We start from the raw sequence: 14,460 nt of genomic DNA, 5'->3' as shown, positions 1-14,460 counted from the left end.
GTCCGCAAGACCCGCCCGGGGGGACAGCCGGGCGGGTCGGGGGCACGACACGGGGTGGATGAGGCGCCCGTGTCGAACGCGGGATCCACGTGAGATCGGCCTCAGGTACTCAAATCAGTAGCAAGTACGAACGCGGCCGACGTACTGGCCGAAGGCGTTGTACTGGGCGACCCAGCCGCAGCGGTGATAGCCGTAGTAATAGGGGTCGTTGCTGGCGGCGATCGCGGAGCCGACGATGGCGGCGGTGGCGATGCCGGCACCCACACCCCAGACCCAGCCGGGCTGCTTGGCTTCGGCCGAGGAGGTGGTGGACACGATGCTGCCGGTGACGGCGAGGGCAGCGAGCGCGACGGCGGCAATCCTGGTCTTGATCGACATGTGAAACTCCATCCGGGTTGAGGCGGTCCGTTGTGGCCCGCGTGCCCAGTTGGACGGAGGCTTGTCGCGTCCGGTTCGAATCCCGCAAAAGCAGGCGTGTAGCCCGGCTGTTTCCTGAATGATTCCAGTCGGATGCGAGCTAGCCGAGAGGCCCTTTGGCGAGCCTGTTCACGTCGAAGTTATCGACCTCGGCCAGCAGCTCGCAGAAAGCCGCCGCGCCCTGATCGAGCAGCTGCGCGCCCTTCTCGGGGACGGCCAGCGTCGCGTTGCCGATCGCGCCGCTCGTGTGGAGATCCTGCGCCTGCCAGGCGAACGGCGCGGGCCGCTGTGTCGACAGCCAGCGATACTGCTTTTCCATGGCGATGCTGCTCGCGGGAAAATCCGCGATCGCATCAACCCGCACCTGATCGGGATAGCGCGCCAGCATGATCGAGGTCTCGACTGCGCCGCCATGGATGCCGTGGCGCACTTCATCCGCCGGGAACAGTTTCTCCGCGCCCGACAGCCGCGACCACGACGTCGTCACCACAAAGAGCTTGTGATGCGCGCGAAGATCCTGCGCGACCAGCATCATTGCCGCGCTGTTGCCGCCATGGCTGGTGATGATGACGAGCTTCTTCAATCCGCGCCGCGCGACGTCTTCGCCGATTGCGGTCCATCGCTTCAGCGCCACCTCGGTCGGCAGCGTCTGCGTGCCCGGAAAGTCGATATGCTCGGTGGAAATCCCGACCGGTTCAACGGGCAGGAACGTCGCCGGAACATTTGCGCGCAACAGCTCGCGCACGCGCGCGAGATACGCGTCCGCGATCAGCACGTCGGTCTCGAGCGGCAGATGCGGGCCGTGCTGCTCGGTCGCCGCCAGCGGCAGCACCGCGATCCAGCGCGACACGTCTGCAAGGCTCCCATCGGCCCAGTTGATGTCGATCCAGTCGCGGGACGGCGTCATCGTGGTTTCTTTGCCCGAATTTGTCGCGTATTTTGGGGTTATCAGGGGACGCGGGCCTGGCCGGCTCGCGTCCCCGAACTTCATGCGGTTCTATCGCGTTGCCCTCACATCGGCCAGCCACGATCGACGGAGTGCCATCATGACCCCCTCTCATCTGCGGCGAGCGTTAACGGCGGGCTTGATGGCCGCTTGCGTCTCTCTTGCGCCGGCGCGCGCCGAGACGCTGGACAAGGTCACCTTCGGCACCAACTGGGTCGCCGAGGCCGAGCATGGCGGTTTCTTCCAGGCGGTCGCCGACGGCACCTACAAGAAATACGGGCTCGACGTCACCATCGTTCCCGGCGGTCCGAACGAGAACAACCGGATGCTGCTGATCGCCGGCAAGATCGATTTCTTCATGGCCGCGAACACGCTGATGTCGTTCGACGCAGTGGCGAATAACGTCCCCGTCGTCACCATCGCAGCGGTCTTCCAGAAGGATCCGCAGGTGATGCTGACGCAGCCGGATGCCAAGGTCGCCAAGATCGAGGATCTCAAGCCGCTGACCTTGTTCGTCTCCAAGGAGGGCATGACCAGCTACTTCCAGTGGCTGAAGTCCGAATACGGCTTCAACGAGAAGAACGTCCGTCCCTACAATTTCAATCCGCAGCCCTTCATCGCCAACCCCAAGAGCGCGATGCAGGGCTACGTCACCTCCGAACCCTTCGCGGTCGAGAAGGCCGCCGGCTTCAAGCCGAATGTGCTGCTGCTTGCCGATTACGGCTTCAACACCTATTCGACCCTGATCGAGACCCGCCGCGACATGGTCGAGAAGAAGCCGGACCTGGTGCAGCGCTTCGTCGATGCCTCCATGGTCGGCTGGTACAATTACATCTACCGCGACAATTCCGCGGGCAACGCCATGATCAAGAAGCTCAACCCGGAGATGACCGACGAGCTGCTCGCCTATTCCGTCGCCAAGATGAAGGAATACGGCATCGTCGATTCCGGCGAGTCCTTGAAGAACGGCATCGGCGCGATGAGCGACGAGCGCTACACGTCCTTCTTCAACAAGATGGTGAAGGCCGGCGTCGTGAAGGCGGATCTCGACTTCCGCAAGTCCTATACGCTGCGCTTCGTCAACAAGGGCGTCGGCGTCGAGCTGCGCCCGAGCAAGCCGTAGCGCAAGGTCCATGTCATCCGTCAAAAGCTCGTCCGGGGTCGAGGCCGGCCTGACGGCTCTCGCCGTCAGCCTGCGCGGCGTGACGAAGGCGTATGACAATGGCGTCATGGCGCTCGGCCCGCTCGACCTTGCCGTTCGCAAGGGCGAGTTCATCTCGCTGCTGGGCCCGTCCGGTTGCGGCAAGTCCACTGCGCTGCGCCTGATCGCAGAGCTCAGCGCGCCATCGTCCGGCATCGTGCGGGTGGCGCGCCACGAGGGCGATGTGCTGCCGGGGCATGGCATCGGCTTCGTGTTCCAGGAGCCGACGCTGATGCCCTGGACCAGCGTGCGCGAGAATGTGCGGCTGCCCTTGAGGCTCGCAGGCGTTCCGAAGGCGGAGGCGCGCGCGCGGGCCGATGAGGCGTTGGCCAGCGTGGGTCTTGCCGATTTCGCCGATGCGTTCCCGCGCGAGCTCTCCGGCGGCATGAAGATGCGGGTGTCGCTGGCGCGTGCGCTCGTCACAGACCCTGATATCCTCCTGATGGATGAGCCGTTCGCCGCGCTCGACGAGATCACGCGCTTTCGCCTCAACAACGACCTGCTCGCGCTGTGGCGAGCCCTGGGCAAGACCGTCATCTTCGTCACCCATTCGGTGTTCGAATCCGTCTACCTGTCGCAGCGAGTCGTGGTCATGACCGCGCGGCCCGGCCGCATCCAGGCCGATATCCGCATTGAGACGGTCGAGCCGCGCGGTGAGGAGTTTCGGACCTCGGCCGCCTATTCCAATTATTGCCGGAAAGTGTCGGCCGCGCTGGCGCCGTCCTATTCGGGGCAATCGATGCTATGAACGCGCAAGCTGCCGTCACCGCAAAACCATCCGGCGCGCAACGCGCGATGCGCTTCGTGCTTCCCGTCATCGTGTTCGCAGCCGGACTCGCGGCCTGGGAACTGGTCGTCCGCATCAAGGACATCCCGCCTTACGTTCTGCCGGCGCCCTCCGTCATCTTCCTGACGCTGATCAAGGACTGGGCGGTGCTGTCACAATCGCTCGCGACCACGCTGATGACCACGCTCGAAGGTTTTGTCGCCGCCAGCATCGGCGGCATCGCGCTGGCGCTGCTGTTCAACCAGTCGAAATGGGTGGAATATTCGCTATTCCCCTATGCAATCGTCCTCCAGGTGACTCCTGTCATCGCGATTGCACCGCTGCTCCTGATCTATCTGGAGCAGCAGACCGCGGTCGTCGTCTGCGCCTTCATCGTTGCCTTTTTCCCGGTGCTGTCCAACACCACGCTCGGGTTGAATTCGGTCGATCGCAACCTTGCCGGCCTGTTCCAGCTCTATGGCGCCTCGCCGCCGCAAACCCTGCGCTTCCTGAAGCTGCCAGCGGCGCTGCCCTATATCCTCGGGGGCCTGCGCATTGCCGGCGGCCTGTCGCTGATCGGCGCGGTTGTGGCCGAAATCGCGGCCGGCACCGCCGGCGCGGGCTCCGGGCTCGCCTACAGGATCGCCGAATCCGGCTATCGATTGAACATACCCCGCATGTTCGCAGCGCTGCTGCTGTTGTCGCTGGCCGGGATTGTCATCTATGGGGTGCTGGCGCTAGTTTCCCACCTCGTTTTACGGCGCTGGCACGAGAGCGCGCTTGGAAAGGAAAACTGATGACTACCGGTTCGATTTCGTCCGAAAAGATCGACCTTCTGATCTATGGGCCGGTGCGGCCAATTCTCGACAACGGTTTTTCCGATCATTTCGTCGTGCACAAGGCGGAGACCCGGGGCGATCTCGAGCGGCTGACACCGGCGATCCGCGAAAAAATCCGTGGCGTGGCGGTGACCTATCACACGGTGCGCGCCGACAGGGACTCGCTGTCGCAATTGCCCAAGATCGAGATGGTGGCGAGCTTCGGCGTCGGCTACGACCATATCGACGCCAAATACGCGGCCGAGCACAACATCATCGTCACCAACACGCCCGACGTGCTGACCGAGGAGGTCGCCGACGTCGCGATGGGTCTTCTGATCTCCACCGTGCGTGAGTTCATCAAGGCCGACCGCTACGTCCGCTCCGGCCTCTGGCAGACGCAGAACTATCCGCTCAGCGTCGGCTCGCTGCGCGACCGCAAGGTCGGCATCGTCGGCATGGGCCGGATCGGCCAAGCCATCGCGCGCCGGCTCGATGCCTCGCTGGTGCCGGTGGTCTACCACTCCCGCAATCCGTCGAAGGACGTCTCCTACAAGCACTATCCCGATCTGATCGAGATGGCGAAGGCGGTGGACACGCTGATGGTGATTGTGCCCGGCGGCGCCTCGACCAACAAGATGATCAATGCCGAGGTGCTGAAGGCGCTCGGTCCGCGCGGCGTGCTGGTCAACGTGGCGCGCGGCTCGGTGGTCGACGAGGCGGCGCTGGTCCAGGCGCTGAAATCAGGCACCATCCTCGCCGCCGGTCTCGACGTGTTCGCGGCCGAGCCGAGCGTGCCGGACGAGCTCAAGACCATGCAGAACGTCGTGCTGCTGCCGCATATCGGCTCGGCGTCGGTGGTGACGCGCAACGCGATGGATCAGCTCGTGGTCGACAACCTCAAGTCCTGGTTCGCCGGCAAGGCGCCGTTGACGCCGGTTGCGGAAACGCCGTTCAAGGGGCGCTGATGAGAGGTCTTCGGGTCGTTGCATTCGCCGTCGCGGCCTGCGTGGCCGCGATCGGCATCGCGCATGCGCAGGATGCGACGACCCTGAAGAAGACGATGCCCGGGCAGTGGGAGCTCTCGACCACCGAGCGCAGCAAGACCTGCGTCGTCACGATGAAAGGCGATGCCGCGGCGCAGGGGTTCAAGCTGGAGCTGGAGCCGGCCTGCAAGACCACGCTGCCCTTTACGAAGGACATCGTCGCCTGGAGCGTCAGGGGTCTCGACATCGTTCGTTTGCAGGACGCGACCGGTGAAGCCGTGATCGACTTCACCGAGGTCGAGGCCGGCATCTTCGAAGGCCTGCGGCAGGGCGAGGGCGTCTACATCCTCCAGGACCTCGCCGCAGCCCGCTCGATGGCCAAGTCGATGGACCAGATGATCGGCGACTGGTCGATGGTGCGCGGCAACGGCCAGCCGGTGTGCGGGCTGACGCTGACCAACACGGAAGCCGGCCCGGACAATTTCCAGGTCTTCGTCAAGCCGAAATGCGATCCGGCGATTGCTCAGTTCAATCCGGCGCAATGGCGGCTCGAGCGCGGCCAGATCGTCCTGATGTCGAAATCAGGCGAGGCCTGGCAGTTCGAGGCCGATGACAACGCGCAATGGCGGCGCGTCCCCGATACCGCCGATCCCCTGATCATGCTGCGGCAATAATTCTTCCGGTCGATGTCGATTTAGCCAAGGCTCAATCGTCACATCCATAGCGAGCCGGTTTGCAGCCGGAGCGGCTGCTGCTCGCCAAGGGAGTTTTTCATGCGCTTCATGTACATCGTCACCTCCAGCCAGCCGATGGCTGCCCCGAGCCCGGCGCTGATGGAGGCCATGCAGAACATATCCGAGCGGGAGATCAAGGCCGGTCGAATGATCGACAATGGCGGCCTGATGCCGCTTGCGACCGGCGCACGGGTGCGAATCGTCGACGGCGAACTCAGCGTCATCGACGGCCCCTTCGTCGAGGCCAAGGAAGTGATCGGCGGCTATGCCATTTTCGAGCTGCGCGACAAGGCGGAAGCCGTGGCCATGGCGAAGGAATTCATGCAGCTGCACCTCGATCACATGCCGGGCTGGGAGGGGACCTGCGAATTACGGGCATTCGCCACGCCGGGCGTGGAGATCGCCTGCCAGGTCGACGCGCAGTCCAGGGTGGCTGCCCACGCCTGATGGACACCACCGCTCGTCCTGGAGCGTTTTCGAGCGAAGTGGATACCGGTTCGCGCAAAGAAAACGCGTCAAAACAAGAATCTAGAGCCCCGTTCCGATTCCATCGGAACGGAAAGGGCTCTGGTCGGCGGCGATGACGACCGCCGACATCGATCTCGAGATCCGCGCCGCGATTCACGCAACCTGGCGCGTCGCGCAGCCACGGCTGATCGCCACGCTGTCGCGTATGCTGCGGGACGTGCCGCTGGCGGAGGAATTGACCCAGGACGCACTGGTCGCAGCGCTGGAAGCCTGGCCGCACAGCGGGGTGCCGGACAATCCCGGCGCCTGGCTGGTTGCGACGGCCAAGCGCCGCGGGCTCGATCATCTGCGCCGGGCAAAGATGCTCACCCGCAAGCAGGACCTGCTGACGCACGAGCTGATGCAGGAGCAGGACGCGATGCCGGATTTCGACGCCGCCCTCGACGACGATATCGGTGACGAATGGTTGCGGCTGATCTTCACGGCCTGTCACCCGCTGCTGCCGCGGCAGGCGCGCGCGGCGCTGGCATTGCGTATGATCTGCGGCCTGACCACCGACGAGATCGCGCGCGCCTTCCTGGTCACGGAGGCAACCATCGCCCAGCGCATCGTCCGCGCCAAGCGCACGCTGTCGCGGTCGGGCCTGAGCTACGAGATCCCGAGCGGCGAGGCGCTTTCGGAGCGTCTCGCCTCGGTGCTCGAGGTCGTCTATCTCATATTCAACGAGGGCTATTCGGCCTCAGGCGGCGAGGAGTGGCTGCGGCCGCAGCTCTGCGACGAGGCTCTGCGCATGGGGCGGGTGCTGGTCGGGCTCGCGCCTCTCGAGCCCGAGGTCCACGGTCTCATGGCACTGATGGAGCTGAATGCCGCGCGGAAGCAGGCGCGCACGGGCATCGATGGCGAGCCCATCCTGCTCATGGACCAGGACCGCAGGCTCTGGGACCGGCGCCAGATTGGCAGCGGCCTTCGCGCGCTCGATCGCGCGCGCGAGCTCGGCGGTGCCGGACGGTTCTACACGCTACAGGCCGCGATCGTCGCGTGCCACGCGACGGCGGAGACGGCCGTTGCCACCGACTGGCGCCGCATTGCGGAGCTCTATGGCCAGCTCGCGGCGCTGGTGCGCTCGCCGGTGATCGAGCTCAACCGGGCGGTCGCGCTTGGCATGGCCGAAGGGCCGCAGGCCGGTCTCGATCTCGTGGACATGATCGCGGACGAACCGGCGCTCGGGGCTTACCAACATCTCCATTCTGTCCGCGGCGACCTCCTGGAGAAGCTCGGCCGCTTCGCCGAGGCGCGACGATCGTTCGAGACCGCAGCGCGTCTCACGAACAATGCGCGCGAGCGCGTGTTGATGGAGCGGCGAGCGGCAGCCATTGCCGATGCCGACGGCTGAAGACGCAAACGGCTTTACGTCGTCGGCTTCGGCGGCGGCGCGGTGCCTTGCGCCCACTTCTCGAACTTGCCGAGCACGCCCCAGGCCGTGAGCGCCAGCGAGATCGGCATCGCGAACTGGCCGAGGCCCGGCACCGCCGATACGATCGTTCCGAGCAGTCCGGCAATACCGCCTGCATTCGGGCTCGCGGTCACCGAAGAGAGCAGCGCAGTGAGCACCGAGCCGCCGATGCCGAGTGCCGTCTTCTTGCCGTCGAGCAGCTTGCCGATGGTCTCGCCGAGCGCGCCGTTGACCTGGCCGAGCACCGGCTTGCCGTCCTTGTTGAGCAGCGTGCTGAGCAGGTCGACGACCTGCTTCAACTGATCGACGGGGGCTGGATTGGTCGGGCTGACCGGTCCTGGCATGGGCGCCGTCTTGTTGATGAGGGAGAAGAGCCGTTCGAACAGGTTGATCGGATCGTTGGTGGCGGGCAGCGTGTTGCCCGGTGTCGTCGTTCCCGGTGTTACGCCGCCGGCTGACGGTCGCAGCAAGTGTGCGAGGTCCTCCAGCCGCTTCAGGATCTTGGACAGATCGCCGCTCTGCACGGAACCTCCCGCCTGCGTTGCACGCGTGAGCGCCGCGACCGTGGCCCCGTCGAGAAGCCCGGTATCCCTCAGGCCGTTCTGCTGCTGAAACTGCGAGACCGCGGCCCCGGTCTTCGGTCCGCTGATGCCGTCCTCGGCGAGCGGCGGATTGGCGCCGAGCTTGTTGAGCGCCTGCTGCATCAGAACAATCGTCGACGCCGCATCGTCCTCGGGCTCGGTGCGGCCGGCGAATTGCGGGCTGCCGTCGAGGGTGATCGAGGAATCGAGCGACATCATCGCATGCAGGATCACCGCCGTGCCGAGCTGGGAATCGACGTGGTTCGAGTCGAACACGTGGTCGCGGACGAATTTGCCGGCCCTCGCCTCGGGCGGGCCGTACAGTGTCGAACCGCCATAGAGGTAGGGCGAATTGCAGCCCTTCGAGTGATAGCCGAAGCCGTTGAACGCCTCGAGCCGGAACAGGATCCGCGCGATGCCCCAGTCGTGGGCGCCGATGAAGTTCTCGATTCTGAACGCGTCCACTGCGCCGTCCACGAACGTGGTAAAGGGGCCGCGCCCTTTCGGAACGATGGTCGTCACGCGATGAAGCGTTTCGCCGTTGCCGAGATAGGTGTCGAAATCGAAGTTGGATTCGCGGTAGTGGCAGAGCGCAGCAAAATACCAGGGGACTCCGGTCAGCCGCTCGATCTGCTGATAGGTCGCCTTGCCGTTGATCGCCTTGCGCGCGACTCCATTCGCGTCGGCGAGGCGGGAAGGCCGGATCTCGAGATTGGACCAATTCCGCTCGTACTCGCTCTTCAAACTCTCGAATGAGACCATCTTCCGCTCCCGAAAATTGATGAATTATCGAAATTTCGTGCAAGTCAGATATGGACCAGGTGCCGTGATCGGGTGTGACTCCAACGTGATCTTCCGGCAAATGTGGCAGGTTGCCGGCCCGGCGCATGTGAAATGGCTTACAGCCTGGGCGGGAAAATGTGCCGCAGGATCGGACCCGCGCCTTCGCCGGCAGCGCGCCCCGGCAGTGGGGGAACCGGCATGGTCGTTCGTCCGTTAGCATTTTAGACGATGCGGTAGGGAGCCCTGCATGGCCAAGCGCGTCCTCGCGATCGGCATCGAACCCGGCAGTGCGGATTACAGCGTATTTCCGCAGCTCACGCCGGAGCTCGTGCGCCATTACATCGAAGCGCAATTGCTGCGCCTGCGTGATCTCGGCTACGAGGTCACGAGCTGCCTGATCGATCTCGACGCGACCGCGGAAGCCGGCGTCACTGCCGCGATGCGCGACGAGCGCTTCGACTGCATCGTGATCGGCGCGGGCCTGCGCGAACCGAAGGAGCGCCTGCTGCTGTTCGAGAAGGTGCTCAACCTCGTCCATCAACTGGCGCCTGACGCCGCGATCTGCTTCAACTCCACGCCGGCCGATACCGCCGAGGCCGTGCAGCGCTGGATCGATCCCTGACGTCCGATTGGCCGGCCTGTGCATCGCTCGCATGGTTTGAGCCGTCTTCGCGCTGCGCCTCCGGCGCCATCGCGCAGCGTCGTGAGCCGCGCCGCCGGCTATTTGTCTGGTCCGAATCCACTTCCGGCGCTATGACTGGCTCATCACAGGGAGGGCGAGCATGCTTCGAGGTCTTCGCATTGGAAGTTTTGGAATCGCGGCATGTCTGACGGTCGCGATGGCGATGCCGGCGCATGAGGCTGCAGCCCAGGATGCCATCGGCGGTGCGATCATCGGCGGTGTCGGCGGGGCGATCCTCGGTGGTGCGCTCGGCGGAGGCCGCGGCGCCGCAATCGGCGCCGTCGTCGGTGCCGGCACGGGCGCTGCGATCGCTTCCGAGGGCGAGCGCCGCCGCTCCGGTTACTACGCCTATCAGCGCGGCTGTTATGTGCAGCGTCCCGACGGCTATTACGTCCGGGTCAGCCAACGCTATTGCTATTGATCGATCAACCGCCGGCGCCCACAGGATTGACGGCGCCCGGCAGTAGATTGGACGCGGAGGGGTGAGTATCGGCCGGCGAGCCGCTCTCCCGAGCTGGTGGTTCGCATGAGCATCCGATCTCGCATATGCCGGTGGCTGATCGCCACGGTCGTGGCCGGCGATCTCGTCGGAGCCGGGGCTGCCCGGGCGCAGCAGATTCCAGCCGACGAACCCGCGTTTACGGCTTTCGTGGCCGAGCGCATCCGCGCCGAGATTCGCGACACCCCGGTCGTGATCAAGGGACCGCTGACGCTGTCGGTCGGCCCTCTGCAAACCAATCTCGACCGCATCTACGCCTTCTGCAAGGCCAATACGGGCGGCTGCGCCAGGGAGATCGGCGCCTATGTCAGCGGCGTCAAGGCAACGGCGAGCAGCCGGAACGATCCGCCGACCCGAGCAGCCCTTCGCGTGGTCGTGCGCCCGGCCGATTACATGCGGCAGGCGCTTCGGGAGGTCGACGCGCGCGGCCCGGCCCTGACGCGGCCCCTGGCAGAGGGGCTGGTGATCGTCCCGGTGCTGGATTCGCCTCGGGCGGTCAGGGTGTTCAACGACAAGGATCGTGCTGCGCTCGGCTTGACGCGGGACCAGGTCTTCGACATCGCCATCGCCAATCTGCGCAGCAGCGTGAAGCCGCTCACGACGGTCGCAAAAGCGGTCCCGTCAGGACAGTTCGGCACGCTGACGGGGGACTATTATCAGACCAGCCGGCTCGCGCTGGTCGACAGCTGGGCGCCGCTCGCGCAGGCCCAGGGCGGTGTCCTGATCGTGGCGGCGCCGTCGGCCGATCTCGTGCTCTATGCAAGCGAAGACAGCAGTGCCGCGATCGACGCGCTGCGGACGCTGGCCAGGAACATGATGGCGCGCGCGCCGAAGCCGCTGTCCGGCACGCTGCTGCGCTGGACGCCGAAGGGATGGCAACTCGTCCGGTGAGATGCTGTCTCGCGGGGCCGGCCGCTCTGCTCAACTCTTGCCGGGGTCTGCCGGCATGATCTGGAGCAGCGGCTCCGGCTGGATCGAGATCTGGCCGGCGAACGGCCGGTCATGCGCGGCGATGAGCAGCACGGAGGTGGCGACGCCGGTGGCGAACAGGCCCATCGCGATCGCCGATCCCAGCCGGTTGTCGCAATGAACGAGGCCGATCACCAGCAGCGCGCAGGCCGCCTGGAGATACAGGCACCACCATTTGACCGGATTCACCGCGGCGAGGCTGACGATGATCCGCTGCCGCCGCGCGTCCAGCGCCTGCTCCAGCGCGGCGATGAGCTCGCGCTGCACATTCGCCTGCCCGGGGCCTTGCGGCGTCATCGCAACGACGAACTGCAGGGCTTCGGCGAGCGCCGGCGGCGTGACCTTCAGCGACACTTCCTGATGCGCCATCATCGGCCATTCCACCGCGACGGCCTGGCCGACATAGTCGCGCACCAGGCCGCGGAGCTTCGTCTCCTGCTCCGCCGGCAGGCCGGCGGCCAGCAGCACGGCGCTGCGTAGCGCACTGGCCTCGCGGCTCACCGCGGCGCTGGCGCGGTCGCTGTCGCCCCAGACCTGCGCGGCGATGAAGGCGACGAACAGGCCGAAGATGATGCCGAGCACCGGCAGCATGCCCGGCGAGATCGCCTTCAGCGACTTCGCGCGCTCCTCCGTCGCAGCCCTCGCGATGCCTGCGAAGATGGCCGCGGCGAGCAGGTACGTGAATCCAAAGATCACCAGCGCCATTGCAGGCACCGGCAGATTGTGCAGCCAGTCGCTCATTGTGTCCTTGTCATCTGATTTGAGGCTCTAGATCAACCGCATCCCGCGCAGCCTGGCATGCCTGCTCTTGCCGACGATGATGTGGTCGTGCACGGCGATGCCGAGCGGCTTTGCGATGTCGATGATGGCTTTCGTCATCTGGATGTCCGCCTGCGAGGGCGAGGGATCGTCCGAGGGGTGGTTGTGGATGAATCTATCGCTTCACGTAATGCGTTGAACACACAATAGATTTTTTAGGTGGGGTAGTAGCAGGGGACGTAGACAGGGGACTGTAAGCAGTGATCGTTCGTGATGATCACGTTAACACGTGGAAACGCCTTTATAAGCCATTTCACTCACCAGGGACCATCAGCGGACTTCAGCTCTCACCTCAGTGGCGGACATTCTGCTTCGGCGTCGTGAGGTCCGAGACGGGCCAGAAGCGGAAGTCGCCGTAAACAGATCAGCGCAAGTGATGGTTCAGTCCGACGCGCACGATACAGCCCGGAATTGTCGTCATTTGAGCTGCGCGCAACAATTAGCACGGCGCGGCTGCGGCTTTATCCGGTGGCAATATAGCCGCGCGCGCCTCGTCGAGATGCAGAAACAGCTATTTCTGATCCAGACGAACAGCGCCGAAATCCCGGAAGCGGATAGCAACGTCAGCAGTTCTGACGGAGCTAGTGATCGGGTTAGTGCTTAGGCGACTGGCAGCACGAAGACCGCCTTCCGAGGCCAAGCTGAACGGTCTCAGAGAGCCGCTCCAAAGAGAGCCCCGACCGTACCAGCCGGGGCTCCAGGCCAGATCCGCGCGGCCGGGAGAGCAAGCCGCGCAATTTCGGAGTATGCCTGAGTCCATGCTGCCTCCTGTGATGGAAGTGCGGCGGTCCACAGGAAAGGCTGCTCAAAGCAATCCGCTCGCCACGAACCTGCAACGAGTGGCCGCCACCGCGTAACAAGTGAGGTGAACTCCAGAACGCCACTGCCGCGCCACCAAATCGCCTAACGACTCAACGACGCATGTTGCATCGGGCCGGGGCGATGCGCATGGGTGGTGTAGTGATGCGCAATTGGTCCAATGTTTATGTGACTGCGTCCGTGAGCGGGCTGATGGTCACGATGCTTTTGCTTGGCGCGATCCTCGCTCGAAATGTCGGACTGGCGGAGAAGAAAGGCGACCGGGTCATCGCTGTGTCAGCGCACAGCGAGGCCCGCACCCAGACGACTTCTGAGAACGGTGGCGGAGCCACGGTAGATTTTGGTGTCGCGGACCTTAGAGGGTCGCTGCCGTAAGGAAGTGATCATCGGCCCGCCCTGCCGAGCTCGCTGAGAGACCTTCCGGCTGGCCAGTCATCTTGCCTAAAGCGCGATGAGATTGGGATGAATCGTCATCGCGCTTTAGGTTGTTGTTTGAGCATGATCTCCGCGCAAACGCGCTCCGCGTTTGTCGCGAGGGAAAACCGCTGCGCGCCTATTCACCAGCTGTAGCGTATGCCCGCGGTGCCTTTGGCGCCTTGCGGGCCCGCGTTGACCGTGCTGCCGACCTCGAATTGATAACCGAATTGAGCATAGACGCTGTAGCTCTTGTCGAACCTGCCGGTGAAGCCGACGAAAGTTTCGACCGTCTGCATCTTCTGCAGCAGCAGCACTTGATCGATGCCAAAAGTGGTGTCCGCTCCCGCGCCCCAGCTGCGCCAGTAATTGACGCCGGCATAAGGCTGCCAGAGCATCCCGTTGCTGCTGGCAATGTTCCACTGCCCGCGCAGGCCGAGCCGTCCGATCGGACCCGACGTCGTGCCCAGCCCGACCGGGCCCAGACCGTCATTGGCTTCGTCGAACGAGACCCGTTGCCAGATGATCTGGGCCTGCGGCTCGAGCACGAAGCCTGGGCCAAGCGGCAGCGGGATTGGATAGCCCGTCTCCAGCGAGGCAACGAAGCCGGCGCCCGTGAGCGGCAATTGCGTGAATTGCGTCGTCGCGTTGCCGCGATAGAGCGTCCCCTGCAGGATCGCGTCAAGGTACCAGCCGGTCGGACCGTAATGCGTCCAGTAGCCGCCGGCCGAGTAAGCCTGGATGTCGTTGGTCCCGGTGTGGGTGAGCATGTAGCCAGTGGCGGCCGGGTTTGTGACCAGCCCGGTCACGTCGGCCCGCGCCTGGGTATAGGCGAAGTAAAGTCCAGCAGAGTCGCGGTGACCGGGGATGGTGCTGCCGCGCCAGAGATCGATTCCGCCTTGGAAGCCCGCCAGCCAGCCATCGGTGCGCGGGTCGGCGAAGGCCTGGTAGTGGCCGTTGATCTGCTGACCGAAAACGCGCGCCCAGTCTGACCGGCCCCAGCCATTAGCACTACTTTGGCAGATTGTTGATTTCATCGCGATTTATAGGATTCCCGAATCAATTTTTCAATGATTCATGGGTGGTCGGCTCTTGGAGGGCTGAC

General features: G+C 64.6%; 16 protein-coding genes and 1 pseudogene. 11 read left to right on the top strand and 6 right to left on the bottom strand.

All coding sequences use genetic code 11. The annotated features are described in order from the left end of the window. Positions 1-114 precede the first annotated feature (114 nt). Positions 115-378: a hypothetical protein gene (locus tag IVB46_RS10325; protein ID WP_247316378.1), complete on the bottom strand. Its 264-nt coding sequence runs from the start codon at positions 376-378 to the stop codon at positions 115-117. A gap of 139 nt (positions 379-517) precedes the next feature. Continuing rightward, on the bottom strand, positions 518-1,324 hold the full coding sequence (locus tag IVB46_RS10320; protein ID WP_247316376.1) for a creatininase family protein: 807 nt from the start codon (positions 1,322-1,324) through the stop codon (positions 518-520). 139 nt (positions 1,325-1,463) lie between these two features. Between IVB46_RS10320 and IVB46_RS10315 the strand changes: the two genes are divergently transcribed. The 7 genes from IVB46_RS10315 to IVB46_RS10285 all read left to right on the top strand — a co-directional run bounded on the left by IVB46_RS10315 (position 1,464) and on the right by IVB46_RS10285 (position 7,729). Continuing rightward, positions 1,464-2,486, top strand: coding sequence for an ABC transporter substrate-binding protein (locus IVB46_RS10315; RefSeq protein ID WP_247316374.1), 1,023 nt, complete (start codon positions 1,464-1,466; stop codon positions 2,484-2,486). 10 nt (positions 2,487-2,496) lie between these two features. Continuing rightward, positions 2,497-3,312, top strand: a complete 816-nt coding sequence (locus IVB46_RS10310) for an ABC transporter ATP-binding protein (protein ID WP_063980698.1) — start codon at positions 2,497-2,499, stop codon at positions 3,310-3,312. After that, complete coding sequence (locus tag IVB46_RS10305; protein WP_247316373.1) at positions 3,309-4,127, top strand: ABC transporter permease; 819 nt, start codon at positions 3,309-3,311, stop codon at positions 4,125-4,127. Before IVB46_RS10310 ends, IVB46_RS10305 begins: the two co-directional genes overlap by 4 nt. Then, entirely contained in the window at positions 4,127-5,116 is a 990-nt protein-coding gene (locus IVB46_RS10300; RefSeq protein ID WP_063980700.1) for a 2-hydroxyacid dehydrogenase, read from the top strand. The genes IVB46_RS10305 and IVB46_RS10300 overlap by 1 nt, the downstream gene beginning before the upstream one ends. Beyond that, positions 5,116-5,808, top strand: a complete 693-nt coding sequence (locus IVB46_RS10295) for an AprI/Inh family metalloprotease inhibitor (protein ID WP_085402675.1) — start codon at positions 5,116-5,118, stop codon at positions 5,806-5,808. The genes IVB46_RS10300 and IVB46_RS10295 overlap by 1 nt, the downstream gene beginning before the upstream one ends. 99 nt (positions 5,809-5,907) lie before the next feature. Next, complete coding sequence (locus IVB46_RS10290) at positions 5,908-6,315, top strand: YciI family protein (RefSeq protein WP_063980702.1); 408 nt, start codon at positions 5,908-5,910, stop codon at positions 6,313-6,315. Positions 6,316-6,448: 133 nt separating this feature from the next. Continuing rightward, a complete protein-coding gene (locus tag IVB46_RS10285; protein WP_247316372.1) occupies positions 6,449-7,729 on the top strand; it encodes an RNA polymerase sigma factor in 1,281 nt (426 codons plus the stop codon). A 14-nt stretch (positions 7,730-7,743) separates the two neighbouring features. Here the strand turns inward: IVB46_RS10285 and IVB46_RS10280 are convergent, their stop codons facing one another. Continuing rightward, positions 7,744-9,132 carry a peptidoglycan-binding protein gene (locus tag IVB46_RS10280; RefSeq protein ID WP_247316371.1) on the bottom strand — a complete coding sequence of 463 codons (1,389 nt, stop codon included), beginning with the start codon at positions 9,130-9,132 and terminating at the stop codon, positions 7,744-7,746. Positions 9,133-9,400: 268 nt separating this feature from the next. Here IVB46_RS10280 and IVB46_RS10275 point away from each other — a divergent pair, with 268 nt between their 5' ends. The 3 genes from IVB46_RS10275 (at position 9,401) to IVB46_RS10265 (ending at position 11,225) form a co-directional block, all read left to right on the top strand. Next, a complete protein-coding gene (locus IVB46_RS10275; protein ID WP_247316370.1) occupies positions 9,401-9,775 on the top strand; it encodes a hypothetical protein in 375 nt (124 codons plus the stop codon). 160 nt (positions 9,776-9,935) lie between these two features. Further along, positions 9,936-10,256, top strand: coding sequence for a hypothetical protein (locus tag IVB46_RS10270; RefSeq protein ID WP_063980706.1), 321 nt, complete (start codon positions 9,936-9,938; stop codon positions 10,254-10,256). 105 nt (positions 10,257-10,361) lie between these two features. Beyond that, positions 10,362-11,225: a hypothetical protein gene (locus IVB46_RS10265; protein WP_247316369.1), complete on the top strand. Its 864-nt coding sequence runs from the start codon at positions 10,362-10,364 to the stop codon at positions 11,223-11,225. 30 nt (positions 11,226-11,255) lie between these two features. Here the strand turns inward: IVB46_RS10265 and IVB46_RS10260 are convergent, their stop codons facing one another. Together IVB46_RS10260 and IVB46_RS10255 are read right to left on the bottom strand one after the other, a co-directional pair. Continuing rightward, entirely contained in the window at positions 11,256-12,044 is a 789-nt protein-coding gene (locus IVB46_RS10260; RefSeq protein ID WP_063980707.1) for a DUF4239 domain-containing protein, read from the bottom strand. A gap of 27 nt (positions 12,045-12,071) precedes the next feature. Further along, positions 12,072-12,233 (bottom strand): annotated as a pseudogene (locus tag IVB46_RS10255) (JAB domain-containing protein); the annotation flags it as partial. 837 nt (positions 12,234-13,070) lie between these two features. Between IVB46_RS10255 and IVB46_RS10250 the strand changes: the two are divergent. Then, positions 13,071-13,316, top strand: a complete 246-nt coding sequence (locus IVB46_RS10250) for a hypothetical protein (protein WP_135215889.1) — start codon at positions 13,071-13,073, stop codon at positions 13,314-13,316. Positions 13,317-13,498: 182 nt separating this feature from the next. On the opposite strand, the gene IVB46_RS10245 is transcribed toward IVB46_RS10250, so the two are convergent. Then, the gene (locus tag IVB46_RS10245; RefSeq protein WP_247342691.1) at positions 13,499-14,392 is read right to left on the bottom strand and encodes an autotransporter domain-containing protein; all 894 of its coding nucleotides are present in this window, start codon (positions 14,390-14,392) and stop codon (positions 13,499-13,501) included. Between the last annotated feature and the right edge of the window lie 68 nt (positions 14,393-14,460).

The sequence above is a fragment of the Bradyrhizobium sp. 61 genome, assembly GCF_023073075.1.
Taxonomy (GTDB): domain Bacteria; phylum Pseudomonadota; class Alphaproteobacteria; order Rhizobiales; family Xanthobacteraceae; genus Bradyrhizobium; species Bradyrhizobium barranii.
The sequence above is the reverse complement of the archived record's forward strand: the minus strand, read 5'-3'. Positions and strand labels throughout refer to the sequence as shown.

Excerpts from the sequence above, each read along its gene's own strand:
- IVB46_RS10325 (WP_247316378.1), bottom strand. The coding sequence starts at position 378 with ATGTCGATCAAGACCAGGATTGCCGCCGTCGCGCTCGCTGCCCTCGCC.
- IVB46_RS10320 (WP_247316376.1), bottom strand. The coding sequence starts at position 1,324 with ATGACGCCGTCCCGCGACTGGATCGACATCAACTGGGCCGATGGGAGC.
- IVB46_RS10315 (WP_247316374.1), top strand. The coding sequence starts at position 1,464 with ATGACCCCCTCTCATCTGCGGCGAGCGTTAACGGCGGGCTTGATGGCC.
- IVB46_RS10310 (WP_063980698.1), top strand. The coding sequence starts at position 2,497 with ATGTCATCCGTCAAAAGCTCGTCCGGGGTCGAGGCCGGCCTGACGGCT.
- IVB46_RS10305 (WP_247316373.1), top strand. The coding sequence starts at position 3,309 with ATGAACGCGCAAGCTGCCGTCACCGCAAAACCATCCGGCGCGCAACGC.
- IVB46_RS10300 (WP_063980700.1), top strand. The coding sequence starts at position 4,127 with ATGACTACCGGTTCGATTTCGTCCGAAAAGATCGACCTTCTGATCTAT.
- IVB46_RS10295 (WP_085402675.1), top strand. The coding sequence starts at position 5,116 with ATGAGAGGTCTTCGGGTCGTTGCATTCGCCGTCGCGGCCTGCGTGGCC.
- IVB46_RS10290 (WP_063980702.1), top strand. The coding sequence starts at position 5,908 with ATGCGCTTCATGTACATCGTCACCTCCAGCCAGCCGATGGCTGCCCCG.
- IVB46_RS10285 (WP_247316372.1), top strand. The coding sequence starts at position 6,449 with ATGACGACCGCCGACATCGATCTCGAGATCCGCGCCGCGATTCACGCA.
- IVB46_RS10280 (WP_247316371.1), bottom strand. The coding sequence starts at position 9,132 with ATGGTCTCATTCGAGAGTTTGAAGAGCGAGTACGAGCGGAATTGGTCC.
- IVB46_RS10275 (WP_247316370.1), top strand. The coding sequence starts at position 9,401 with ATGGCCAAGCGCGTCCTCGCGATCGGCATCGAACCCGGCAGTGCGGAT.
- IVB46_RS10270 (WP_063980706.1), top strand. The coding sequence starts at position 9,936 with ATGCTTCGAGGTCTTCGCATTGGAAGTTTTGGAATCGCGGCATGTCTG.
- IVB46_RS10265 (WP_247316369.1), top strand. The coding sequence starts at position 10,362 with ATGAGCATCCGATCTCGCATATGCCGGTGGCTGATCGCCACGGTCGTG.
- IVB46_RS10260 (WP_063980707.1), bottom strand. The coding sequence starts at position 12,044 with ATGAGCGACTGGCTGCACAATCTGCCGGTGCCTGCAATGGCGCTGGTG.
- IVB46_RS10250 (WP_135215889.1), top strand. The coding sequence starts at position 13,071 with ATGGGTGGTGTAGTGATGCGCAATTGGTCCAATGTTTATGTGACTGCG.
- IVB46_RS10245 (WP_247342691.1), bottom strand. The coding sequence starts at position 14,392 with ATGAAATCAACAATCTGCCAAAGTAGTGCTAATGGCTGGGGCCGGTCA.